24 protein-coding genes and 3 tRNA genes are annotated in these 24,732 nt (G+C 47.6%); 17 read left to right on the top strand and 10 right to left on the bottom strand.

Annotated features, from left to right (window positions below; genetic code table 11):
• Positions 1–14 precede the first annotated feature (14 nt).
• Positions 15–3,218, bottom strand: a complete 3,204-nt coding sequence (locus K2Y22_02850) for a DUF87 domain-containing protein (protein ID MBX9877371.1) — start codon at positions 3,216–3,218, stop codon at positions 15–17.
• Between the two features lie 6 nt (positions 3,219–3,224).
• On the bottom strand, positions 3,225–6,539 hold the full coding sequence (locus K2Y22_02845) for a hypothetical protein (GenBank protein ID MBX9877370.1): 3,315 nt from the start codon (positions 6,537–6,539) through the stop codon (positions 3,225–3,227).
• Positions 6,540–6,819: 280 nt separating this feature from the next.
• Here K2Y22_02845 and K2Y22_02840 point away from each other — a divergent pair, with 280 nt between their 5' ends.
• Entirely contained in the window at positions 6,820–8,544 is a 1,725-nt protein-coding gene (locus tag K2Y22_02840) for a hypothetical protein (protein ID MBX9877369.1), read from the top strand.
• Positions 8,545–8,638: 94 nt separating this feature from the next.
• Here the strand turns inward: K2Y22_02840 and K2Y22_02835 are convergent, their stop codons facing one another.
• Positions 8,639–8,884: a hypothetical protein gene (locus K2Y22_02835; protein MBX9877368.1), complete on the bottom strand. Its 246-nt coding sequence runs from the start codon at positions 8,882–8,884 to the stop codon at positions 8,639–8,641.
• The gene (gene selA, locus K2Y22_02830) at positions 8,881–10,341 is read right to left on the bottom strand and encodes an L-seryl-tRNA(Sec) selenium transferase (protein ID MBX9877367.1); all 1,461 of its coding nucleotides are present in this window, start codon (positions 10,339–10,341) and stop codon (positions 8,881–8,883) included. The genes K2Y22_02835 and selA overlap by 4 nt, the downstream gene beginning before the upstream one ends.
• A gap of 104 nt (positions 10,342–10,445) precedes the next feature.
• Between selA and K2Y22_02825 the strand changes: the two genes are divergently transcribed.
• Complete coding sequence (locus K2Y22_02825) at positions 10,446–10,667, top strand: hypothetical protein (GenBank protein ID MBX9877366.1); 222 nt, start codon at positions 10,446–10,448, stop codon at positions 10,665–10,667.
• A gap of 2 nt (positions 10,668–10,669) precedes the next feature.
• Here the strand turns inward: K2Y22_02825 and K2Y22_02820 are convergent, their stop codons facing one another.
• The 6 genes from K2Y22_02820 to K2Y22_02795 form a co-directional block, all read right to left on the bottom strand.
• A complete protein-coding gene (locus K2Y22_02820; protein ID MBX9877365.1) occupies positions 10,670–13,558 on the bottom strand; it encodes a response regulator in 2,889 nt (962 codons plus the stop codon).
• Positions 13,559–13,729: 171 nt separating this feature from the next.
• Positions 13,730–14,191: a GNAT family N-acetyltransferase gene (locus tag K2Y22_02815; GenBank protein MBX9877364.1), complete on the bottom strand. Its 462-nt coding sequence runs from the start codon at positions 14,189–14,191 to the stop codon at positions 13,730–13,732.
• On the bottom strand, positions 14,191–15,384 hold the full coding sequence (locus K2Y22_02810) for a GNAT family N-acetyltransferase (GenBank protein ID MBX9877363.1): 1,194 nt from the start codon (positions 15,382–15,384) through the stop codon (positions 14,191–14,193). Before K2Y22_02810 ends, K2Y22_02815 begins: the two co-directional genes overlap by 1 nt.
• Positions 15,384–15,704 (bottom strand): EamA family transporter, encoded by a 321-nt coding sequence (locus K2Y22_02805; GenBank protein ID MBX9877362.1) that lies wholly within the window; start codon positions 15,702–15,704, stop codon positions 15,384–15,386. Before K2Y22_02805 ends, K2Y22_02810 begins: the two co-directional genes overlap by 1 nt.
• Complete coding sequence (locus K2Y22_02800) at positions 15,704–16,147, bottom strand: EamA family transporter (GenBank protein ID MBX9877361.1); 444 nt, start codon at positions 16,145–16,147, stop codon at positions 15,704–15,706. The genes K2Y22_02805 and K2Y22_02800 overlap by 1 nt, the downstream gene beginning before the upstream one ends.
• Positions 16,148–16,197: 50 nt before the next feature.
• A complete protein-coding gene (locus tag K2Y22_02795; GenBank protein MBX9877360.1) occupies positions 16,198–16,371 on the bottom strand; it encodes a hypothetical protein in 174 nt (57 codons plus the stop codon).
• A 179-nt stretch (positions 16,372–16,550) separates the two neighbouring features.
• On the opposite strand from K2Y22_02795, the gene rlmB reads away from it, so the two are divergent.
• From rlmB to rpmC, 15 genes are all read left to right on the top strand, one after another.
• Entirely contained in the window at positions 16,551–17,516 is a 966-nt protein-coding gene (rlmB, locus tag K2Y22_02790; protein MBX9877359.1) for a 23S rRNA (guanosine(2251)-2'-O)-methyltransferase RlmB, read from the top strand.
• Between the two features lie 44 nt (positions 17,517–17,560).
• Positions 17,561–17,632: transfer RNA gene (locus K2Y22_02785), tRNA-Thr, on the top strand.
• Positions 17,633–17,635: 3 nt separating this feature from the next.
• A tRNA-Tyr gene (locus tag K2Y22_02780) sits at positions 17,636–17,718 on the top strand.
• Positions 17,719–17,812: 94 nt separating this feature from the next.
• Positions 17,813–17,887, top strand: a tRNA-Thr gene (locus K2Y22_02775).
• Between the two features lie 116 nt (positions 17,888–18,003).
• Positions 18,004–19,188 (top strand): elongation factor Tu, encoded by a 1,185-nt coding sequence (gene tuf, locus K2Y22_02770; GenBank protein MBX9877358.1) that lies wholly within the window; start codon positions 18,004–18,006, stop codon positions 19,186–19,188.
• 327 nt (positions 19,189–19,515) lie between these two features.
• A complete protein-coding gene (gene rpsJ, locus K2Y22_02765) occupies positions 19,516–19,869 on the top strand; it encodes a 30S ribosomal protein S10 (GenBank protein ID MBX9877357.1) in 354 nt (117 codons plus the stop codon).
• Between the two features lie 24 nt (positions 19,870–19,893).
• Entirely contained in the window at positions 19,894–20,568 is a 675-nt protein-coding gene (gene rplC / locus K2Y22_02760) for a 50S ribosomal protein L3 (GenBank protein ID MBX9877356.1), read from the top strand.
• Between the two features lie 119 nt (positions 20,569–20,687).
• Positions 20,688–21,380 (top strand): 50S ribosomal protein L4, encoded by a 693-nt coding sequence (gene rplD / locus K2Y22_02755; protein ID MBX9877355.1) that lies wholly within the window; start codon positions 20,688–20,690, stop codon positions 21,378–21,380.
• A 6-nt stretch (positions 21,381–21,386) separates the two neighbouring features.
• Positions 21,387–21,692 (top strand): 50S ribosomal protein L23, encoded by a 306-nt coding sequence (rplW, locus tag K2Y22_02750; protein ID MBX9877354.1) that lies wholly within the window; start codon positions 21,387–21,389, stop codon positions 21,690–21,692.
• A gap of 62 nt (positions 21,693–21,754) precedes the next feature.
• Entirely contained in the window at positions 21,755–22,585 is an 831-nt protein-coding gene (gene rplB / locus K2Y22_02745) for a 50S ribosomal protein L2 (protein MBX9877353.1), read from the top strand.
• A gap of 12 nt (positions 22,586–22,597) precedes the next feature.
• A complete protein-coding gene (gene rpsS / locus K2Y22_02740) occupies positions 22,598–22,885 on the top strand; it encodes a 30S ribosomal protein S19 (GenBank protein MBX9877352.1) in 288 nt (95 codons plus the stop codon).
• A gap of 2 nt (positions 22,886–22,887) precedes the next feature.
• Positions 22,888–23,235 carry a 50S ribosomal protein L22 gene (gene rplV / locus K2Y22_02735; protein MBX9877351.1) on the top strand — a complete coding sequence of 116 codons (348 nt, stop codon included), beginning with the start codon at positions 22,888–22,890 and terminating at the stop codon, positions 23,233–23,235.
• Positions 23,236–23,246: 11 nt separating this feature from the next.
• A complete protein-coding gene (gene rpsC / locus K2Y22_02730; GenBank protein MBX9877350.1) occupies positions 23,247–24,068 on the top strand; it encodes a 30S ribosomal protein S3 in 822 nt (273 codons plus the stop codon).
• A gap of 31 nt (positions 24,069–24,099) precedes the next feature.
• Positions 24,100–24,522, top strand: a complete 423-nt coding sequence (gene rplP, locus K2Y22_02725; GenBank protein ID MBX9877349.1) for a 50S ribosomal protein L16 — start codon at positions 24,100–24,102, stop codon at positions 24,520–24,522.
• Positions 24,519–24,722 carry a 50S ribosomal protein L29 gene (gene rpmC, locus K2Y22_02720; GenBank protein ID MBX9877348.1) on the top strand — a complete coding sequence of 68 codons (204 nt, stop codon included), beginning with the start codon at positions 24,519–24,521 and terminating at the stop codon, positions 24,720–24,722. Before rplP ends, rpmC begins: the two co-directional genes overlap by 4 nt.
• Positions 24,723–24,732: the final 10 nt, after the last annotated feature.

The following is a 24,732-nucleotide window of genomic DNA, read 5'->3' as shown; positions in this document are numbered from 1 at the left end:
TCCTTTCTTCGATTTTATTCTTGTTGCGGTTCTTGCATTTCTTCTTCGCCTTCGTTGAGGAAACCCTCAAGAGCCTGGCGGACTTTATGCAAGAGAACTATTTGCGCATCTGTGGAGAGTTGTTGTTCTTTGATTAAATGCACTGCCAGGCAGAATGCCAGATCTACATCTAATTGACCGACAAGACGCTCGGAAAGCAGGCGGCAGAACCACGCCGCTGCGTCCGATGCTGAGGTGTCTTTGCGGTTAATTGAAGTGTTGAAGTCGTATTTGATTTTGGGATCTCGGACAACTTCGTTAACTTCAAAACGATAGAGACATTTCGATGTACAGGGGCCGCAAGTGGGCAGCGGACCTTGATCGCGTTTGTGCAGTTCAAGGAAATCTTCTCGCCACTGGCGAAGCACACTCATGTCAATGCGGCGGTTAACTTCTGTTGGCTGGAATGCCGGTCTTAATAAATTCAACCAGCGCATGTGTTGTTCACGTACTTGATCGTAGTACCAATAATTTTCCTCGCCCTTGCGTTCGAAGTATCGCTCCGAGGCTTGTGTAAGTACGCACCAGGTTATGCCGGGCAAATTACCGGATCTGGCACGACCACCAATTACACGCTGGATTTCGCTAATTATCTTTGGCCGGAATTGAACAAGTTGTGTGAGATCTTTGATTGTAGAAAGTACATATCTGTTGAAGACTTGACGGAATTGTGGATCGTCAGCTACCGGCACAGCAGTATCGAAAATTTGTGAATCGCAGCGATGCAGGCAGAAGCGGCAGCCCAAGTGTTTGTCGAAATTCTCGACGATCTTCATTTCTTTCATCGCTTCGCGCACAACGGTATCTGATTCTTCAGGCGTTTCCGGAGGCGGCACAGAAGCTGTTTTGTCGTACATGATCGCTAAGTGATAAGGCTGCTCCATGCGCTCGGCATAGACAATTGCTCGTCCTGTTCCTAAAGCTGTGACGTGACGCTTTTGAATATCGTCCAAATTCATGGCGCCGCCCATGGAGTCGCGGTCGTCTGTTGCCACGATGCGGTGCATGATTTTCAAGTTTGTGTTTTTCAACGCTTCCGGAGCGAGTTTATTTGGAATTTGGTCGGCAATGATAAAGCCTTGTCCATACGAACGAATTTCAGCCAACATGTTGGTGAAGAATTCAACGGCTTTACCGGCTGGGTTGGCGGACTCCGAGCTTTGACCTGTTGGAATGTTTTTCAACAGGCGGTGAGCCTCTTCTACAAGCATTACGTGTTGCAGATTGTCGTGTGGTCCTAATGATTCGCGATATTCGTATAAAAAGACGAGTAGCATACCCATGAGGAATGATTTTTCGCTATCTTCTGAAACCATCTTCAATTCAACGACAGTGGGGCGACCGAAGAGAATTTCTGGCGGAATTGAACGCCTGGTATTGAGCATCTGTCCTTTACCGCCGATGAGTAGAGAACCAATACGAGCTTTCAAGGCGGCCTGTACGTCAGGACCAATTCTTTCCGAATAGCCGAAGCTTTCAGTAATAGGATCGATGATTTCAAAAAGATCCTTCATCGTCGGATAAATTTCCGGCGGGCAATCAGGATCACCAGGATTTACACCCGGGGGTAGGCGCCTGTTGCAGTTCTGCACCAGGTCCCAGCCGCGCACGTTGTAAATTGCGTTCAAGGCTTTTTCTAAAACCTGAGGCATAGGTGCGTACATTTCAAAACTGGCGTTGAATACCGACTTCAAGGCGTCTAAGTGTGTCTGTACTTTGACGCCTTTCATGATTTCAAACGGGTTCAGTCTGAAAGGAGATACAGTTTCGTCACCCAGGGAGAACGCTTGACCAACACCCTTGAATGTTTCCGACATGAGCATCATGTGCCGGTACTCAGATTTGGCAGGCTCGATAACCATGAAGGGGACTTTGTATCGCCACAACTGGTTGAGCAAATAGAAACAAGTGTTTGTTTTACCGCCCCCTGTTACTCCGCAGACAATTGTGTGTTTTTGAAGTGCGTCCACATCGACGTTGTACAAGTTGCCGGTATCTACGCCCCTATCCAGAATATTGCCGACAGCTATCACACGCTCCGGATTCTTAGGTGGCACTTCGGCCAAACTAAATTCGGCTGAACGTCGCACTCGAAATCCAGGCATCTCGCGCTTGGGTAAGTGAATGTAAGCCGAAAGCATGCGCGAATTTAAAGGCGTGACAAAGCGATAGCCAAGCAACTGTGAGACATTTTCTCCAGAGCGTGTATTAGACAATAGTCCGAATTGCTCTGAATGTGGTTTCAAACCGGAAAATTCATGTGTGCGCAGAGGAGTCGGACGGCTTGTCTCATCGACGTAAGTTGCACGAATTAGTGACTGCAAGCGCACAAACACAGATCTGTCAGGAGCAAAGAAGTAGACGCCTGTTTGCCAACTGCCGATAGCGGTACCTAATTGCAAGTGCTTGAGATAAGCATCTTGTAGTTCAAGGTAGTACTTGATCTTTTTCTTCTTCTCCGGATCTTCACTCTCTTGCGCGCGTTGAATTTGATCAACGACAGTGAATTCTTCCTTGCTTATGTACTGCGAAGGTATTGGGAATGCAAGAACAAGTATGCCGAACTCATGACCCTGCAGACCGTTGGCAATACGCTCTATCTGCTCGGATTCCATTGTGTCGCCGGTCGTGCTTTTGAGCGCTGGAATTCCTGTTGTGATACCAACATGGGCGGTCAACGGCGTGATCATCTGCTTTATTTGATCGCTGGAGAACGGCTCTTTATAGATATCAACGCCGTTGTAAACGCTGTGCAGAATGGACTTAACAGTCGTATAGGATATTTGCGCGGCGTCTTCACCATTGCTGGTTTCGCCTGATGTCGGCACAGACATGCCCATGTAGTAATTGACGCCTGTTTTGCTGCCCAGAATCAAAAATCCCAAGTTGGACTTTTGACTGTGCAGACCCGCCAGCGCATCTTCCATAAGGTACATGCGTTGAGGAAGTTGATTCGGGTCGTTCTTGGGTTGGTTGTTCTGATTCTGCTGCTGCTTTTCGCGCTCGATATCCCAAGATCTCAAAATGCCGTCGATGCGCACAAAAGTCAGACCCGGAATAGGCCAACTCTGAACCTCCATAGGATTTGGGGGTTCAGTTTCCAAGATGTCGAGATCGTATCGCCTAAGTTCAGCGATACGCTCTTCCCAAATATTCCGGTTTCCGCCTGTTGATTCCATCAGTAATTAGGCCTTCCCATACATTTGTTCCACGAGAGCCCAATTGATATCCTTTTCCGGAACGTCTTTGAAATCCGGAGCCTTCAAATGGAAGACGCCGGCTACGGTGCCTACGCGATAACAGAAGAATGTGCGCTCTTCTTGACCCACCACGCGGTCGATGTTGAGCTTCTCTTCGTCAGATATTAATTCGAACTGGGGAGTTGTGTTTACTTTATTAAAGACGTTCTGAATCGTCTGGTGCTTAATTTTTCTGCCGTCCACGCGGAACATCTGCGGTCCCAACATATCAGCATCTTTCTTGGCTAAGGAGAATGCGCAGATAGTGCCCATGTGAATGGCCATCTGGTTGCGAGCATCTTCCGGTAAGTGCTGCAACGTCTTGCATGCGCCAACCAAGCCAATCTGGAATGTCTTTGTTTCCGATGTAATAGTATCGATGGTGTCTTTTTCGATGAAGTTATCGAATTCATCCAAATAAAGTGTAGACGGACGCTTAGCGGATTTGCCTGGTATTCCTGAAAGTGTTGCTTGCTTCAAGCCGGTGACAATCAAGCTTCCAAGCAAATTGGCATTATCATCGAACGAACTTTGTGGCACTTTTACAAGCAGCACCTTCTTCTGATTGACGACATCAACGAGGTTTAAATCACCTTTTGCTTTCGTCAAAATCGGCTGAATACGCGGGTCTGAAAGTGTTGCGGCAATGCGGTTGCGAATTGGTTCCGTCCAGGTAATCCACTGATCAGAACGAGCTAGTCGCTTGTAGTTGTCCCACTGTTGAAGCAAGGTGTTGTACTCAACTCGCTCGTTTTTCTGGCGTTCGATTTTTTCCAAGAGCACATCACGGAAATCGTTGTCACTGCTCAAGAGTTTTTCCATGTCGGTCAACGTCTTGCCGTTAGCCATCAGCAAGAGAGCAGAGTTACGGACAATATTTGCAGTCTGTTGATTCCATTGAGATTGTGAACCTGGCGGCTCCGTGTAAATGGCTTTGAATCCATAAACCACAGCCGAGGCGGCTCCCTGTAGATCGCCGTTTTCCGGCATCTCCAGTGGGTTGTATGCAGGACAGCCACCTTTGTGAGTCGGGTCCATAATTATGACGCGCTCGGCAAGCTTTTCACCCTTGGGATGAGCGGCTATCCAATTAACGACTAAGTCGACCAGGCTTCCATCAGAATCGATAACAACAACAGCTCTGTCTGCGCTGACAATGTCGTTGCAGATCATATTCGCCATCAATCTGGTTTTGCCTTTTTGACCGGCACCTATCACTAGAATATGTGGGTTTGAATCACGCATGTTTGGCGGCAAAACCAAATTTTGCGGCTTGTCGAACTGCAGAATATTCCAATCAAGACGTTTGCCCAGAGGCAGACCGCCCTTCTTCAATGGTTTGCCCATTTCCTTGAGCATTTTATTGTGTTGTGAGCGGAATTGGGACGGAATATATTCCTTCTTGCCCCAAATGTTTAGTAAGCCGGATGGACCGAATACTTTGAGTGATAACATGGCGAGAAGGACGCAGAATACAACTATGCCCAAGGCTATTTTTGTGAAGAAGTCACGCGGACCTTGCGTTGGATCGTCGCTAAGACTTGGACCTTCACCAGGCATTTGCGGTAATTCCAGTCCGTCTGATTTCTCCGGAGCTGTTGAATGTACTAAAACAGCTTCCCACGGACCTTCAACATTGACTATTCGGCGGTGTATAAACTGACCAATGCCGATCTGTTTCTTATAGGTGCCGACCATTCCGGTTTTACCGTCATCTGTTAATTGGACAGTTCCGGTGCACAGTATCGGCTTACCGCTTTGCGCGGTGCCGTCCGATTTTAAATACGTCTTTTGAAATGAAACGTTTGGTGGATGATAGACGCCCCCTATAACAAAGTGATCGGGATCATAGCCTTCACCCTGGAGTTTTGTGCCGTTTTGTTCAACGTGCATCTTGCCCGTATACGTTTTCTTGTCGTATTGGTATCGATTGCGCCAATCGCCGCTTAATTGCGGAGCATCATTTATCTTGGCGCCGGCAATCAAATCACCGAATGCGCCACCAACAAATCCTGTTATTGGTCCAAGTAGTCTCAGCCCAAGGAACAGAGCAATAATTCCTGCAACTATCAAGGCTCCTTTGGGAATAGAACGACCAGCAATTTCTACTGGTTCAGTGAGCATTTTCCAAGGCGTTGGTTTGCCTTCCTTCATTTCCTTGTCATCTAAGTCGTCCTCTTTGGCGCGATTACTTGCACGTCTGGCTAATAGCCCACGCACTTGTTGAGCTTGTGACGCTGATTCTTTGGACGACGAAGAATTGTCCGATTCGACTGTTTTATTTTCGGCATAAGATGGTTCTGCCGGAGCAGCTTTGCTTGGATCATTGCCCCATGGCGGAGGCAGTGGCACTCCAGGCGATGGTTCGAAAGATTCTTTTGCAAATGGATTAGTTGCCGGCTCAGCAGCTTGCGGTTTAGGCGTTTCTTCGTATGTAGTTTCGCGCGCAGCCGGACTAAATGTATCTGCTGTCGGGACTGCTGAAAAGCCGCTAGCTGGTGCCATTGGACTAAATGATGGTGCGGCGGTAGGCGCAGGTGGCATAGGCGGCGCCGGAGGTTGTGGTATCTGCGGGGCTTGCGAAAAATCTTGGGGGGGCATACCTGCAGCGGAAGCTGGAGGCGGAGGTGGCTCAGCCATAAATTCCTGTGCGAAATTTTGGTCGGGTTGAGCGCCCGGGTGAAACGGTTGCACAGATACTTGAGGAGACTGCGTGGGTGTAAATTCTTGTGGCTCTGGTTCCGGCTCCGGTTCTGGTTCCGGCTCCGGCTCCGGTTCCGGTCCCAATAGGTCGAATATCTTTTGAGCATCTGCCGTCTTCGATGTCGGCGTTCTTGTGCCTGCCGAAGCGATAATGTTGCTTAAGTGCGAAGCATTGAAAGATGCCTCTGCTTCAGCTGCGAAATTGGGTTCCGGAGTCGGCGTCATAAATTCGTCCGGCGTAGGTGAATCTGGAATATCAGGAATGCTTATTCCAGCAGATGGATCTTCCATGACCGGCGACGGCTGATAATCGCCGTTGCCTCCGTGATCTCCATTTCCGCCGTTGTCGCCATTGTATTGACCGAATTTTTGCTCTATAAGCGCCTTCTCCAAGACTAACGGATCAGGGCTTAGAGCAACTACAAGGGGCAGCGAAGACTGCGCGACTATAGGAAGACTTGTCGGCGAAAATTTGGTGACATAGGAGCCACAGCCGGTGCAGAATTTTGCTCTGCCCCGGATAAAGGAACCGCAGCTTTGACAGACAAGAATGTCCAATAAAGGGAAACTCCCTAGAATAGTAAGACGCCTGTACTTCGATAATAGCGTTAATTACTAATTTAGTGCAGAAAAACCGCTTGTCAAGCCTGAAATGCAGTCTGCATGGAGCTTTTAACCATTATCGGATCTATACTGGGGACAGCTAAGAATGCCGGATCGAGCTGATAATCAGCGACTGGCGTTAAATAGCCGTGGCTTTGGGGAAAGCTTTAATTGATCAATATGATGGTCGACCATGATTTGTTAAATTGCTGCCCAATTAGGAAGGCTGTAGCGAATGGCTAGTGAGGAAAAGAGTAGTTATCCGGACATTCCGGAAGGCGCGGCTAATCAGCCGGCTGAGGGATCCGCTTCCCGCAGAGCCAGATTGCGTGGCTCTTTGGGGCAGGCAAGCACAAGTGAAAATATAAAGGCTATGGCCGAACAAGATTTACAACCAACAGGCTCACAGTCAGGTGTGATACCGGCAATGGTGCCTGGACAACAAGCGACACTTCCTTCAGACTTTGATCCTTCAGGACTCATAGATGTACTTCGTAATGTGGAGAAATCTCTGGGACAAATGGCAGGCAAAGTTGAGACGATTGATCCAGCTAGTCTCGATGAGTTATTGAATGTATGTGCGACCAACGTTGCCGCAGTGCAGGGGCTGGCTCAAGAACAGCTTGAGACATTGAAAGAGTTGAAAGACACTTTAGCAAATCAAACATTCTACGAAGTAGGCATTAAGCTCAACGGTTTATCGGATACGATCCAGCAAGCAATGGAGCCGACAAAGGCTTTGGCTGATTTGATTGATGTTCTTGATCAAATGGTTGCCACCATGCAAGATCGCGAACAGCGCATGGCCGGCGAAATTACATCAGATCAATTGGTTATGAATTTGGCTGATCAATTAGCCAATGGAACAATTGATTCATGGACATTTAAATGCGCCTACATGGCGATTTTCCCGGAAGACCACCCTGCGGATTTATTGCGCAGACTTGTCGAACTTCTAGGAACACAGCGACTTACAGAAGACTTATTCAGAGCTGCTTACGAGGCAGTGCAAGCTCCTAATCCTCCTAAGCGCGCTCCTCTGGCTGCCGGCGGCAGTCGCGCCAGTGATAATGTTTTAGAAGAGCTAATTGCTGTTGAGAATGAGGAAATTGCCGCTCAGTTGGAAGCTTTGCACGCGGCAAACGAAGAATTGCAACGAGCAATGGAAGAGCGCGAGCAAGAATTTGAACAGCTCTTGCAAGCAAATCAACAAGAAAAAGATGAATTGAAAACGCGCTATGAAGAATTTGCCGAGCGTTATGAGGAAGTAGCAAAAGAAGCTGAACAGCGCGAGGGTGAATATCAATCGCTTTTGACTAATAAAGAAATGGCGCTCACGGAAAAAGAATCGGAAGCGGCAATGCTTCGTCATCAAATTGAAGAGTTGAGAGCTGAAACTGAGCTTATGGTCAAGGATATGCAAACTCAGTTGATGGAGATAAAAAAGGTAAAACAGGACAGCAAGCCTTCCGCAGAGCCGGCTCCCAAGGGGCAATCTTCCAGCTTCTTTGATACGGCACCGGCGCCACCTAAGCCGAATTCTACATTCGAGCCTGCTGTGTCGGTTTCCGAACGCGAAATTGCTACTAAACAGGCAGCGCAGCAAGCCGCTCCTACTCCGGCACCAGCTCAACCACAGGCTCAAGCACCAGCTCCGGCACCCGCTCAACCACAGGCTCAAGCTCCAGCACAACCGGCGCCGCAACCGGCTCCGGCTCCTGTACAACAGGCACCTGCCGCACCAGCTTCTGTGCCAGGCGCACCAACAACAGGACTTACATCCGGTCCAGGAAGCTATGGTTCAGGCGTGCGTGCTCAAGTTTTCGAAGTAATAGTAAGACAAGCATTGGCTGGGGCTCATTGGCGCGAAATTTGCGCGGGACCAATGCAGGTGAACAACATTAGTCCTGAAGAAGTGGAAGCGGAAGTTAAGCGCCGCCAGGCTTTGTTGAATAAATGAGTCAGGAATAGAAACTATCTAGAAAAGGAACGCCAAAGAGTGCCACCGTTAAACGGCGGCACTTTAAAAAATCTTTTGCGAGATTGGCGCGATTCTATTTGGACGGAGGAGCCGGTACACCAACAGCTGTGCCGGTTTTCTTCGCGTAAATGGCTTGAAGCTGGTCAACAGACAGTTGCAACATCGGCAAACTCGAGACAACTTCTGTTGTGAGGTAGAACATGATCGCTGCTATTGCGCTTGTGCACATGAGAACCAATACTCTGGTAAAGCGTGATTGATCTTCAATCTTCTTGGACAAAGCGCTGAGTTGCTCAGACACATTACCTTCTTGACTCATATTTCCTCTCTTATGATGGATTTCGAGTGTTTCCCTGACCTTGAGATTATAGCTCCATTTTCTGGTCTTATATCTTGTGGTAGAAAAGCTACCTGATCTATACACCTGAGACAGTCTAATAAAACTCTTTCATCGCCCTTTGTAATGGTTCTGAAATCTATTATTACCTGCTCATCCACAATTAAAGGAATGATTGGAGTTGAAGAGTTGCGCAGTAACTTGGCTAATTTGGACGCTGAAACCGGTGCATCAATGACTAATGCAAAACTGACTATATCAGTCTCGGGAAGACTGCCACCGCCTGCTTTTGAGGAGGTTTGCTTGATAGTCAATTTCAGATTTTCCAACTCAGAGTTGTTCTGAATAAAGGCTTCTACTCTTCCTTTAATGTCTTGAGCGGTTGCTTTCGTCATCGCTAAAACAGGAATTGTATCTTCATAGTTCGGTGTCAGATAATCGGCAAGTAGAGACTCAAGCATTGAAACGACCAGTTTGTCCGGACGCAGGCAGCGATAGAGAGGATTCTTTCTCAATAGCTTAATCAATTTGCGATCACCGAGCACGATGCCTGCCTGAGGACCGCCTAAAAGTTTGTCGGCCGAAATCGATACTAAGTTGACGCCTTTTTGAATTACTTCAGCGACCATTGGTTCGCGCGAGCCGATATTCTCGTAGAAGCTTGTTAGTGCTCCAGATCCAAGATCTTCAAAAAGTGGGATTTTGCTCTTGAGAGAAAGTTCAACTAACTCCTCGCGACTGGCTTCTTCACAAAAACCGGAAATTGCAAAATTGGATCGATGGCAACGCAACAGAATTCCCGTCTTATTTGAGAGAGCATGCTGATAATCTTTAACGCGAGTCTTGTTTGTCGTGCCCACTTCCTTTAGTTTGCCGCCGGCAGATTCAATTACTTCCGGCAAACGAAAACTGCCGCCAATTTCTATTAATTCGCCGCGCGAAACAATCACTTCACGTTTTTGTGCCAGTGAATTTACGGCGAGCAAAACAGCAGCAGCATTATTGTTGACGACAATTGCAGATTCACATCCGGTTAAAAGTCTGAGTAACTCTTCAATGTAACTAGCACGCTCCCCTCTTTGTCCTGCCTCCAGGTCAAATTCAAGATTGCAATAATGTTGTCCGGTCTCAAGAAGATTTTCCAGGGCTTGCTTTGGTAGAGGCGCTCGGCCGAGATTTGTATTTAATACAACGCCGGTGCCGTTAAGTACACGTTTGAGGCGCGGCTCAAGTAGGGAAAGTGCCTTCCGGCGCACTTTATCGGCGATTTCTCCAACTTCATAGATGTCGCTTTTGCCATCGCGCAGGTCCTGAAGCTCTATCCTGACCAGACGTGTGAGAATCTCGCGGCGCACATATTCGCAAGTCTCAGTGATAGCCGGATGGCGTAGGACCTTATCGACCTGGGGTATATGTTGTTTGGGTTCAGGTTTCTTCATGGAAATACATGATAATTCATCGATTATCTCTTGTCAGAAGCTCTTAAACGTAACACAATGAAATTATGACTATATTCACTAGCAGGTTAGAGCTGGGGTAGAGGATGGGCAAAAGCTTACGCAGCACGACACTATATCAAGACCGCGACTGGCTTTACCAGAAGTATGTTAAGGAAAAGCTGAGCACGGTTGAAATTGCCCGCATCTATCGCGAGACAGAAAATCGTTGGTGCGATCCCAATACAATTTCCCGCTGGCTCAAAAAGCACAAGATATCCATGCGTTCTCTGGCTGAAGCTCAACAGCTAAGACACGGCAATAGTTGATGTCAAGATTCTTTGCTGGTCAAAATTCTTTGCTGTAGATAAGAGCAAAGATGGCCAAATGAAGAGTTCAGTGATCGGTTTTGTTTTTCAAGCTCAGTCCAGTCTTCTCCTTTTATCGCTTCTTCAATGTCGCGGCTTATGAGGACCATTTCTGTGGCATAGACTGCCGCACATGAACCCTTCAGCTTGTGCACGAAAAATCGCAATGAGTTCAAATCTTTGTGGTCCAGACTCAAAGCAATTTGGCCTAGCATGGTTGTTGTAGACTCAACGAATTCTTTCAGTAATTCACCGCCTGCCTTGTGTCCATAGGTTTCCTCAAATACTTCGAGATCTATTGGCACCGGAACCAGCTTTGCGCCTTCGGCGACTGGAGTTACCTCAGACAATTTCTTCATGAACTTCTCTGGTCCGGTTTGATCCAACCAGCGAGTGAGAACTTCTCCTAGTCTTTTTGCCGTGACCGGTTTGCTGATGTAGTCATCCATGCCGGATGATAAACACTCTTCGCGATCCTGAGACATAGCATGGGCTGTTAAGGCAACGATTGGGGTGTGTCTACCTGTTAGCGCATCGAGTTTGCGAATGGCGGCTGTTGCTTCAAAGCCGTTCATCTCAGGCATTTGGCAATCCATGAGAACAAGACCGTAATGTGTTCTAGTTACAGCCTGCAGTGCTTCTTTGCCGTTGCCTACTGCATGAGCAGCATAGCCTAGCTCTTTCAGCATCATTAGCACAACCTTTTGATTTATTGGGTTGTCTTCCACGACAAGAATTGATTTTCCTGATCCTTTTTGAATCTTCGCATTGTCGGTGCTTTCAGTTGCAATCGTGCCTTTCTTAGGTAGTCCTACCAAAACATTGGCAATGCAATCAAACAGTTGTGATTGTTTAATTGGTTTTTGCAAATAGGCGGAATATCCAGCTTCAAGTGCTCTTTGACCAAGGGATTGATCTTCTGATGCGCTCATCAAGACTAGTTTCAAACCTCCCAGCTCCTCGATTTCCTTCAGCGATTTAGACAACTGTAGAGCCAAGTCTTGTCCCATTGAGCCATCGACAATAGCTATGTGAAAAGGATCGGATTTTGGTGTGCTTATGAGCGTTGTAAGTGCGTCGCTGCCGTTCTTCACTGAATACGCGCGCATTCTCCAGGATTTGGCGTACGATTCCACTATCTCATTAGCACCACTAAGTCCTTCGATTACCAGAAGGCGTGTGTTTTCCAACCGAAATTTTTCGGTGTCCTCTTGGTTCACCGGCTGGACTATTTTTAGTGGCACAGTAAACCAGAACGTCGAACCTTTGTGTGCCTGACTGGTCAACTCCATCTGACCGCCCATCAATTCAACCAATCGTTTCGAAATAGATAGCCCTAGTCCGGTGCCTCCATATTGTCTGGCAATGGACTGATTGGCTTGGGTGAATGGTTCAAATAAGTTGTCCAGTTCATTTTCTTCGATGCCTATTCCTGTATCACTGACGCTGAAGCGTACAAGTACGTCATCATCTTGAAACCCGCTAACTGTTGCGCGTACAGTTACTTCGCCTTGCTCCGTAAACTTCACACTGTTGCTTACAAGGTTCATCAGAACTTGTCTTATGCGGGATGGATCACCTGAAACGACAGGAGGAATATCCGGCGAAATAAATGTCATCAATGAGATATTCTTTTCTCGTGATTTATTGGCGAGCATTTCGGCTGTGCCTTCGACAACCGACATAACATCGAAGTCCACTATTTCCAATCCAAGTTTGCCGGCTTCTATTTTGGAGAAATCCAGAATATCGTTTATCAACTCCAACAAAGCTTCGCCTGCGTGATTGACGATGTTGACATATTGCAATTGCTCATAGCTGAGCTTTGTGCGGGAAAGCAAATCACTCATGCCTATAACAGCATTCAAAGGCGTGCGAATTTCATGAGACATATTGGCGAGAAATTCCGACTTGAGCCGGGACGCAGCTAGCGCTTGATCTCGAGCTTGAGCAAGTTCAATAAGCATTTGCTCCTGAGCAAGGGCGTGCTTTTTCTTCAGGCTATTCATTGCTTCATTACTCCACGCAACTATGGCAAGCAAGTATGAGCAAATGAGGCAGATTGCAAATATTGCCAAGCTGAGTGAAGTTAGAAAGAAGCCTGAGGTTAAGCCGCCCGGTTCGACAAGCGCTAGCCAGACTAACAGTACAAGCATTGTTGGATAAACTCTTCTAGTAACCATGCCGGTTATCTTGCGATTGCTCAGTAGATGACCGAGACCGACATCAAAGCGAGAAAGAGTTATTGCAGTAATAGCTAATAAATAAAGAAATGCAGTACTGGTGGACATGAAACTGAAATGAACGAAATTTTGTATTGGACTGAAATCGATGACCTGGCTGGCAATTGATATAAATGGTGGCAGAAGTAGAAGCTGGCTAGTGAAGTGCCAGACTTGATCTAGGTTGTGCTTCGTCGCCCGCAGTAGCAAGAGCGAAATGCCTGACAGTACCAGCTCCAAATAATACAGGTTGAGGCTGGGTTGGTGAATTTGTCCTGCTGTCAGTTGAACGGCAACTTTGCCTGTTTGATCCGTCGTGCAGGCAAGGTTTAGGTTGCAACCAACAAGACCCATTATGCCTGCAGCAAGCAAGCATATGGAAAGTGATATGCCAAGGCAGCGCAAAAGCTTCACGCTTTTGGCTTTGGTAAGTAAGATAGTCGCCACGCTTAAGAGAATGACGGATATCGCTTCTTCGCTACCGGCGATGTTGGTAATTAGAGCTGTCGGAATGGGTAGTATCAGTCCGGAATAAGCCAACAAAACCATTGTCGCTATGACTGTAGCAGTAACGCTCAGGGATAGCGAACAGATTTTGAGGAATTGTTTTAGTTGTGAACTGTTTGGCACTGCTTCGCCTTCTCTGCAAAGGTTTCTGGAAACTGGCTCCCAAAGCGATAAGTACCCTCCTAATAACAACATACCAAATTCGTTATTAGCGTTTGTTTAGGTTGCGTTTGTATAGATTTCGTAGAGACTTTGTAGCGGTTTTTCGTAGGGGCGCATTGCATGCGCCCTTTTCTAGACCAGGCTCTTTACCATGATCAAGCACGGCATGCTGTTCCAAATCTTTGTGGACTCTTCAAGAGGCAGAAAGCCTGCGCTTAAGTAGAACTGTCGAGTGCGAGAGTAGTTTTTGTCAGGATGCGATGCGCCAAGAGTTTTGACCATCAGGTACGTGCAGCCTTTGTCTCTTGCTGACTGTGCCAATTTTTCAACAAGTTGTCTGCCTATGCCCTGTCCGTGGAACTGAGGCAGGATGCCCATTACATGGATTTCAGCTGTGGAGGCATTGTGGAAGTGAATTGTGGCAAAACCAGTTTTGTCACCGGCTTCGTTGCTGGCGAAGTAAGTTGGCATTTTACCGATATCTGAAAGGTAATTCAGAATTGATTCTTCGATGCCGAACCAATCAGGTAACTGGCGAAGAATGTTCTCGGCGAACTTTTCTTTGCCATTCTCGACGAGTTCTATCTTGTGCATTACTTGTTGGTGACTAACTCGGGTTGTTTCTCGAGAGTGGCTTTTACTGCTTGCGACTTCAGGTAAGTATCAAGATCGTTGTCCAGGGAACTCCAAGAAATGTCTTTGGCGATTGTCGCAAATACTTTATTTATAAGCGGGTTGCTGTGCCTGCAGTAATTGGTTAGGGGAACCAGCTTGTGACCAACATCAAGTTTGGCTCTATAGCCTGTTTGTCCACTCTGGAATTCTTTGGCACCGGATTTTAAAACCCACGCAAGTGCTGCGTCCCAGAGACGGAAGTAGAGGTGGTATGTATCCGGTTGGTTGTAATCAATCCCTAGGAATTTGTTGATTATGCGATCTTCAAAACGGAAAAGTAACATGAATGACACCAGTTGCTTGGTTTCGCTAGAACGCAAAAGTACAAAATGCGATGTATCCCAACTGGCAATTGATTTAAAGAATTCCGGTGTGAGTTTTTCAAACTTTGTCGTTGCGCGATTGTAAGTCTGGTAGAAGAGTCCGAGAATTTCCTCGAGCACTTCCGGATTTGGATTTTGAATAACTTCTGTATCGAGTGCAATTAACTGTTGGCTGCGCTTAAGCTTTTTCTTGAGATTGTGACGTCTAGAACCTTTGAGGTTTTTGTAGTAATCCTCCATGCGATCGCTTGAGAGATTAATGAGCGTGCCGGGGAAGCTGACCATGCGGAACATGCCTAATTCTTCAGTCAGTTGATCAAGGGTTTCTGCATCTTGTTCATTCATGTCTTTCCAGACAATCATAGGAGCTTTGAGCAAGGCAGCTTTATCTTGAACCGCAATGAAAAGCGCTTTGGCGACTTGCGATAAGTGAACACCAGGTACAAGACCTACAGTTCCTTCTTCAGCGCATGGCGAACCTATAAAGACAGTGTGCTGATAGGCAAGACTTTCTTTGAAGACGCTCAATGCTTTGAGCACGAATGAAATTCCTTGTGGCATTACTAAATCAATCGGCACCTTCATGGAAAAGATAGGTGCAATGCCTACTGCAAAATCATCTATGGAAATAACGCCATAGGAAAATTCAAACTGGTCATTTAATTTGCTGTCGTCCAGTGTTTTGTACCACCAGGAGCCTTCCAGCGGAGCAGGAAAACATTCGCGCCAGAGATTTTCGTCAATCTCATCGGCTCGGTCATACCAGTTGATAGTGATTATATTTTGCATTACCTAAGTCCTACCAATGTGGTGCCGCCAATAATAAGAACGATGCCCATCCATCTTTGTGTCGTGAGTTTTTCTTTCAAAAAGAAAAGTGACATCAAGGCTACAACTACAAGACTAAGACTGCACATCGGATGGGCGATACTGATATCAACCATGTGCAATACACAGGACCAAAGCATGACTTGCACGACATAAATGCTGATTGCCGCCATTACCCAGGGCTTGCCGTTTTCTGCTGTGGCGCCTTTTTTGAAGCAAAACTGGCAGCAGGACTCGAGTGCCACTGTGCAAAGTACCAGGAGTAAACCAATTAACTGCATTAGTTACTCCTCGACTGTGACACGGACAATTCTTTTTCCACTTCGTGAGTTAAATCGTCGAGGTTTGTTTTGTGCTTTGTAGTACTGATGAACCAGACGCCTGCAAGAATTAGAGCGACTCCTGCCCAACGCGTGAGTGTCACGTCTTCGTGCAGCAATGATGCTGATAGAAGCAGAATCGTGACGTTACTCAGTGAAGTGATTGGTTGAGCAAAACTCAAATCGACGTGCTTCAGTACATTCATCCAATTTACATATTGAACGACAAACATCAATGCTGCGCCGTAAAACAAGGGCTGCATCAGGGTGGCAAGAATAGTTTCAAATGCAGTTGCAGAGCTGGGGATATTCATCTCAGCTGCTTTCCAGCTGATTTGAACTGCAGTATCCAGCACGACAGCAAGTACCAGCCCGAACCAAACTTGTAGTGGTAATTTCGGCATCTTGTCATTTTACAAGGTGCCTAGTGATTGGTTAACCGAGATTTACTTAATTACAAAACGGACACCCAGCCGAACGACATCATCGCGGCCGTGGTGAAGTAAAGAACGACTTCGCGCCCGCCGGCCAGGTAATAGGCCGAATAGGCGACGATACAGAAGGTCGGGCGCCAAAATTTGATGGATGCCTCTTTTACGGCGTAGTAGCCGAACATGAGTCCAAACATAATGGGCAAACCTAGGAAAAATACGTCAAAAAGCATGATTTTGGGCGGGTTAAGTGTGCAATACGCAGCATAAAACCCTTGTAAGGACCGTGTCCATGGGGATTTGCCCATTTGATTAATGCTGCTTCAGCCTTGTAAGCTATCAGATATCTATTTAGGGCCGGACCAACCATATAAATATGATCAACTCGGACGAAATGATTTTTGGCAAAAATGCCGTTCTATCTTTTTTGGAGCAGGCTGAGTCTGCTCGTGATGGTGAGAAGGGTCCGCTTCAGACTTTTGCGGATGAAGGGCAAGTTCTAAGTGCTTTGAGCAGCCTAAAGGTGGCAAGCGGTGGCGAGTCCATCAAGCTGCCGGACTTGAGGGAGCTCAAGCGTTTATCGGGGATCAAAATCAATAAGATCCTCATTCAAAATGGTATGGCTCATGACGGTCGCATTGATAGCATCAAGGATCTGGCAAAATCACAAAGGGTCCCGGTTCAATTTTGCGAGAAACGCAAACTGGATCAATTAGTCGGGCCGGACAAGAGACATCAAGGCGTATTGGCACTAATTAGTGCCGCCGAGATGTGGCCGCTTGAAGCGTTTCTCGTGAAGCTAGAACTTGATCGGCAAGAGGCAGAACTCGCCGGCAAGAATCTTGATGGTTACATGGTTGCCGTCGCAGATGGCATCGAAGACCCACATAACTTGGGCGCAATTATTCGTACAGCAGAAGCTGCCGGAGTGAAAGCACTTCTGGTTCCCCAGAGACGCGCTACCGGATTGACTTCTACTGTGGCCAAAATAAGTGCGGGAGCTATTGCCTCATTGCCTGTCGTCCGAGTCTCGAATTTAGTTTTCGCCATGGAGACTTTGAAGAAGTTCGGTTTCTGGGTTGTCGGCTTGGATGTTTATGCCGAAGAGATGTATTGCGAATCGGATTTAAAACGTCCTTTGGCGGTAGTCATTGGATCGGAAGGACAGGGAATGTCACGTTTGATGAAGGAGCATTGTGACTTTTTGGTAAGATTACCAATGCTTGGCAAGGTCGAATCTTTGAATGCGTCCGTTGCAGCGGGCATACTTTTCTATGAAGTCGTCCGGCAAAACATGCCAAGTGGTGTTTCCGGTAAACGTTTCAAGAAGCCGCAAATTTGACACTAGGTTTCTTGTTGCCGTAAAATTCACGTTCGCCAAAATGCGCCGGTGTAGCTCAATGGCAGAGCAACGGTTTTGTAAACCGTAGGTTGCGGGTTCGATTCCCATCACCGGCTTATGGGCGGCTGTCCGAGTGGCTAAAGGAGACGGGCTGTAAACTCGTTGGCGTAAGCCTACGCTGGTTCGAACCCAGCGCCGCCCAAATTTTTTTTCTGTGGTAGTGGTGGATACAATTGAGACAAGGCGCGAGGCAAAGTTGAAAGACAATGCTTAGCAAGGTTGCTCCCGCAACCCCTGCCCAAGTAGCACAGAGGTAGTGCACCCCCTTGGTAAGGGGGAGGTCACGAGTTCAATTCTCGTCTTGGGCTCCATATTTCTTGTCTCATTGTTAATATTTCAGGTTCAAATAGAGCCTACATATATATCAAGGTAGTAACCTATTCAATTACGTGTTTCAAAAAACATATGACTAAGGAGAACTAATTCGATGGCCCGCCAGAAGTACGAAAGAAACAAGCCCAACGTAAACGTTGGAACTATTGGTCACGTTGACCACGGTAAGACAAGTTTGACCGCCGCCATTACCTTAGTTTTGTCAAAGCAGGGTAAAGCTAAGTTCAAAAAGTACGACGAAATCGATGCCGCTCCAGAAGAGAAGGCTCGTGGTATCACGATTAACACAGCTCACGTTGAGTACGAAACAGAAGCTCGTCACTACAGTCACGTTGACTGCCCTGGACACGCCGACTACATCAAAAACATGATCACCGGTGCTGCTCAGATGGACGGAGCAATCCTCGTTATCTCAGCTTCCGATGGTCCAATGCCTCAGACCCGTGAGCACATCCTGCTCGCTCGCCAGGTAGGTGTTCCTTACATCGTTGTGTTCCTCAACAAGTGCGACATGGTTGACGATCCGGAATTGCTCGACCTCGTTGAAATGGAAGCTCGTGAATTGCTCAGTAAGTACGAATTCCCAGGCGACACAATTCCATTCATCCGTGGTTCAGCCTTGAAAGCTCTCGAAGGCGATGCAGCTATGGAAGCCAAAATCACTGAGTTGATGAAGGCTGTTGATGAATACATCCCAACTCCAGAGCGTGAAATCGACAAACCGTTCTTGCTCGCTGTTGAAGACGTGTTCTCCATCACCGGTCGTGGCACCGTTGCTACAGGCAGAATCGAGCGTGGTCAAATCAAAGTCGGCGACGAAGTTGAAATCATCGGTTTGGCTGACACATTGAAGACGACAGTCACAGGCGTTGAAATGTATCAGAAGACTTTGGATTCCGGTATTGCCGGTGACAACGTCGGTATCTTGGTTCGTGGTATCGACAAGAGCCAGATCATGCGCGGTCAAGTTATCGCCAAGCCTGGTTCCATCAAGCCGCACACCAAGTTCAAAGCTCGCGTGTACGTATTGAGCAAAGAAGAAGGTGGACGTCACACCCCATTCTTCCCAGGTTACAGACCACAGTTCTACATCCGTACGACAGACGTAACTGGTTCCATCAAATTGCCGGAAGGCGTTGAGATGGTTATGCCAGGCGACAACGTCGACATGGAAGTTGAACTCATCCAACCGGTAGCTGTTGAAGAGCAAATGCGCTTCGCTATCCGTGAGGGTGGTCGTACCGTCGGCTCAGGTGTTGTTGCTAGCATCATCGCCTAGTCCAACGACTGAACAAGTAACGAAAAGCGGGTGGCTTCGGTCACCCGCTTTTCTTTGAATATATTGATCAAAATCAGATGAGCCCCCGATCACAAATTGGCGTATGTGAACGATTGCAACAAGGATTCGCGGAAATTCGCCTCAATTCTTATGCTGAAATAAATTTCTACAACTATTCCATATATATAGCGCTAGAATATTTGGTTCGCATGTCCTGTGTCTATGACTGCGTGACCGATTCATTTATAAGAGCCGGTTAATGTGGTTGCACTAGACAGCAATGCGATGACTCTTTTGTGAGTACTCTTTTTTACGGAGAGAAAGTAAATGGCGAAAGCCAAAACACAGAAAACAGATGCCGGTGCCTCACATGCTCGTGGGCCGAGAATCCGCATACGTCTTCGGTCATACGACCATAAACTACTAGATAAGTCCGCCGAGCAAATTGTGGATTGTGCACGCCGTACAGGCGCCAGCGTAACTGGCCCGGTACCGCTCCCAACCCGCAAGCGTGTGTACTGTGTATTGCGTTCACCACACGTGGACAAAAAATCAAGAGAGCATTTTGAGACACGTATCCACAAGCGTTTGATCGATATCAACGATCCGACACCAACGACAGCTGACGCCCTCATGCGTCTCGATCTGCCGGCCGGTGTAGACATCGAAGTGAAGCTCTAAGACTCCTCAAGGAACTAATTAGAAATGTCGGCTAAAAATATAATCGGCCTTTTAGGCAAGAAAATCGGTATGACCCAGATCTTCGATCAAGAAGGACTGGTAATTCCGGTAACTGCTATTGCCCTTGGCGAAAACATCGTTACTGAAAAGATGACGAAGGAAACCCATGGCTACACTGCTGTGCAAGTTGGCGGCTTCCCTGTAAAGGACAAGCACGTCACTAAGCCAGTCAAAGGCATGTTTGCTAAAAAGCAAATCCAAGCCTTGAAGCCATTAAAGGAATTCCGCCTGGATGATACATCCGCCTACAATGTCGGCGAAGCTTTGAAGCCGGAAGAAATCCTCAAAGAAGGAATGCTCATCGATGTGCGCGGACGCTCCATCGGTAAGGGCTTCCAGGGCACCATTAAGCGTTATAACCATGGTCGTGGACCAATGGCTCACGGTTCCAAGTTCCACCGCTCGATGGGTTCCATTGGCGCCGGTACAACACCGGGACGTGTCTATAAAGGCGTTCACATGCCTGGGGACATGGGCAATGAAAATGTATGCGCACGTAAGCTGACAGTTGTACGTGTCGATGCCGAGAAAAAGCTGCTTTTGGTTCGGGGTGGTATCCCTGGCTCCGAAGGTGGCTTAGTTGTTATTTCGCCTTCCAAAACAACTTGGAATGCAACTAGCACACCGGCTAAGAAGTAGGGCAGAAGGAGAAGCGAAGCAAGCGTTGCGATGAGCAATGCGCAGCGAAGCGAAGACGGATAAGCCGGAAGGCAAGCGAAGGTGAAGCGAAGCGGAACCGGAGCGGAAAAGGTAAAAATATGACATCTGCAGTTCTATTAGATACAAAAGGTAAGCAAGTTGGCGAGGTTAGCCTCGAAGCAACTGTATTTGGTGTTGAGCCAAACGTTGATTTGATGCACACAGCCTTGAACCGCCAATTGGCTAACGCTCGCTCGGGCTCAGCCAACACCAAGACACGCAGCGAAGTGTCCGGTGGTGGACGTAAGCCATGGCGTCAAAAGGGAACTGGTCGCGCTCGCGCCGGTTCTATCCGTTCGCCATTGTGGGCAGGTGGCGGTGTCACCTTCGGACCAAAGCCACGCGATTACAGCATGTCTTTGCCTAAGAAGATGCGCGCCTTGGCTGTTCGTTCAGCCTTGTCCGCCAAGCGCGAAGATATGGTTGTTCTAAAGGACTTCTCCATCAAAGAGCCGAAGACTAAAGAAGTCGCAGCTATCTTTGATGATTTGAAGATTTCCGGACAAAAGATTTTGATTGTTCTCGATTTTGCATGCGATGGTTGCGTAACGATCAAGCGCGCCGCCAGCAATATCAAAGGCGTCAAGGTTGTCTCTTCCGACAATCTTTCCGTCAAGGACATCATTGAAGCCGGCAAGATTGTTACAACAGAGCGTACCGTCAAAGCAATTGGCGAGCGTCTGAAGAGCAATTCCGTAGAAGCTGAAGGCAAAGGCGCGACCAAAGCCAAGAAAGCTAAAAAAGAGGGTTAAACAATAATGGAAAGACGTGCAGCGCAGATAATTAAGCGCCCAATTATCAACGAAAAAACAACCATGCTTTCCGGCATGAACAAATACGTTTTTGAAGTATCGAAAGATGCTAACAAGATAGAAATTGCTCGTGCAGTTGAAGAGCTCATCAAAGAGCTTTACCCGAAAAACAAGTCAACGGTAGTATCGGTCAACACCGCTCCTATTCGTGACAGATTGCGTCGTTCGCGTCGCACAACCCCAACTCCACGTGATGGCAAAAAGGCAATTGTCACCATCGAGGGAGATGCACTCGAGCTGTTCAGCGCATAAGCGCCAGCAAGAGTACATAAAGTACTTCCAGTTATCGCAAAAGCGGAAAAGGAAATTAGAAAATGCCTCCTCGTAAAGTAAATCCAACATCAGCCGGCAGACGGAATATGTCATTAAATGACTTCTCCGATCTGACGACTTCACGTCCGGAAAAATCGTTGATCGTGCCTTTGAAAAAGCACTCCGGTCACAACAACCAAGGACGATTGACAGTTCGCCACAAAGGCGGCGGTCACAAACAGAATTACCGTATTATCGACTTCAAGCGTGACAAAGAGCACATCGAAGCGACAGTAAAAACAATCGAATACGATCCAAACCGCAATTGCCGTATTTGTTTGTTGTTCTACAAAGATGGTGAAAAGCGCTACATCCTGGCTCCAATTGGCGTCAAGGTTGGCGATAAATTGATGAGCGGTCCGGCTGCTGAAGTACGAGATGGCAATGCTCTTCCTTTGCGCTTGATACCTTTGGGTACCATGGTTCACAACGTGGAAATGACCAAAGGCAAGGGCGGACAAATGGGCAGATCCGCCGGAGCTCAAATACAAGTATTGGCCAAAGAAGGCAAGATGGCTACGTTGCGTTTACCGTCAGGTGAAATGCGCATGGTTCATGTTGACTGTATGGCTACAATCGGTCAGTTGGGCAATACGGATGCTAAAAACATCCGCATTGGTAAAGCCGGCCGTAAGCGTTGGATGGGTATTAAGCCAGCTAACCGCGGTGTCGTGATGAACGCAGTTGATCACCCACACGGTGGTGGTGAAGGTAAATCGCCAATCGGCGGTAAGCCACAAACACCTTGGGGCAAACCAGCTATGGGTTACAAGACCCGTCGCGGTAAGCACAAGACATCTAGCAAGTACATCGTCCAGCGTCGTAAGAAATAAAGGAGTTGCATAATGGCACGTTCGCTTAAGAAGGGACCATATGTACACCCTTCACTGCAAAAGAAAATCGAAGAAATGAACCGCAAAGGCGAGAAAAAAGTCGTCAAAGTGTGGGCACGCGCATCGATGATTATTCCTGAGATGATCGGTCACACCATTGCTGTTTATAACGGTAAGAAGCATGTGCCGGTTTACGTAACCGAGCAAATGATTGGACATAGACTTGGAGAGTTTGCCCCGACACGTCAATTCAAAGGACACTCGGGTGCAGCCGACAAAACAGTAAAGAGGGCTGGCTAATCATGTTGAGTAGAGCACAAGCTAAGTGGGTGAGAATGTCACCGAGAAAGGTGCGTCGTGTGGTCAATGAGATCCGCGGCAAATCTGTTGGTGAAGCTGACACCATTTTGAGATTTATGCCGTACACGGCTGCTCGTGAAGTGCATAAGGTATTGCGTTCCGCAATGTTCAACCTTATCAATTCGCCAAAGCGTCCCGTGTCCGAAGCTGAAGTAATGGATATGAAGGTTGTCGAAGCACATGCTGATGGGGGACCAACCCTTAAGCGCAGCCAACCGCACGCTAGAGGAAGAGCATTCCCCATTATGAAGCGTACAAGTCACATCACCGTCACTCTGTCTGACGTATAAAGGAGCATTTCGTGGGTCAGAAAGTAAATCCGAATGGTTTTCGGCTTGGCGTCCACAAAGGATGGCAGTCCAACTGGTTGTTCTCTACTAAAGAGATGGCCAAAGGTTTGCCGGGCCAATTGGTGGAAGAAGATTTCCGCATCCGAACATTTGTCAAGAAAGAGTTGTCCAACGCCGGTGTTTCCAGAGTTGAGATAAGCCGCAAGGCAGATCACATTCAACTGGACATCTACACTGCACGCCCGGGCGTCGTAGTTGGTAAAGGTGGACAGGGCCTCGATACCTTGAGTCAGAAGATTAAGGGTATGCTGCAGCGCACCGGACTCGATGTGAAGATCAACGTCCTTGAAGTTAACCGCGTTGATTTGGAATCACAACTTGTTGCTGAATCAATTGCCCAGCAGTTGGAAAAGCGTGTTGCTTTCAGACGCGCAATGAAGCAAGCAATGCAACGTTGTATGCGTGCTGGTGCACATGGCGTCAAAGTCATGGTTGCCGGTCGCTTGGGCGGAGCTGAAATTGCTCGTACCGAATGGTCCAAGGATGGACGTATTCCATTGCAGACATTAAGAGCTGATATCGACTACGGCTTTGCTGAAGCCAATACAACGATGGGCAAGATAGGCTGCAAGGTTTGGGTATTCAGAGGTGAATTAGACAGAGGTCAAATGTCACCGCCAAACATCAAGGCTCAAACCGAAAGACCGCAAGATGCACAAAATCGTTCTGATCGTGAACGCGGCGAGCGCGGCGACAGAGGCAAAGGCGGACGTAGAGGCAAGAGATCCGGTCCTACAACCACCACAGCTCTCCCCACTGAAGAACAACAGTAATTACGTAAAAGGATAAAACGGGTACAGACACATGCTGATGCCGAAGAGAACAAAATATCGCAAACAAATGCGTGGTCGTATGACCGGCTGCGAAACACGTGGTGTTGAAGTGCAGTTTGGTGAATATGGTCTGCAGGCTCTTGAGCCATGTTGGATCAACTCCCGCCAAATTGAAGCAGCAAGAAAAGCCATGACTCGTTCGGTACGCCGTGGCGGTCAGCTCTGGATTCGTGTTTTCCCAGACAAGCCTTGCACCAAGAAGCCGGCAGAAACCCGTATGGGATCCGGCAAAGGCAACCCTGAATTCTGGGTTGCTGTGGTAAAGCCAGGTCGTGTCATGTTTGAAATGGCAGGTATTGACGCCAAAACAGCTCATGAAGCTTTGCGTTTGGCAGCTCAAAAATTGCCCGTTAAGTGTCGCATTGTTGACAGACATGCAGGAGGCGCTCGATGAGAGTACGTGAAATTAGAGAACTAAGCGCAGATGAAGTATCTGCCCGCATCGACGAAGCCCGCAAGGAAATAGTTGAATTGCGCTTCCAGCACGCTCTGCGCAAGCTGGAAAACACAGCCAAGATTTCGCAAGTCCGTAAGCGCTTGGCCAGGCTGATAACCATCGGCCACGAAAAGCAACTGGCAGCCAAGGCAAAGTGAGGATATAAAA

It is taken from the genome of Candidatus Obscuribacterales bacterium, assembly GCA_019744775.1.
Lineage (GTDB): Bacteria > Cyanobacteriota > Vampirovibrionia > Obscuribacterales > Obscuribacteraceae > SBAT01.
The sequence above is the reverse complement of the archived record's forward strand: the minus strand, read 5'-3'. Positions and strand labels throughout refer to the sequence as shown.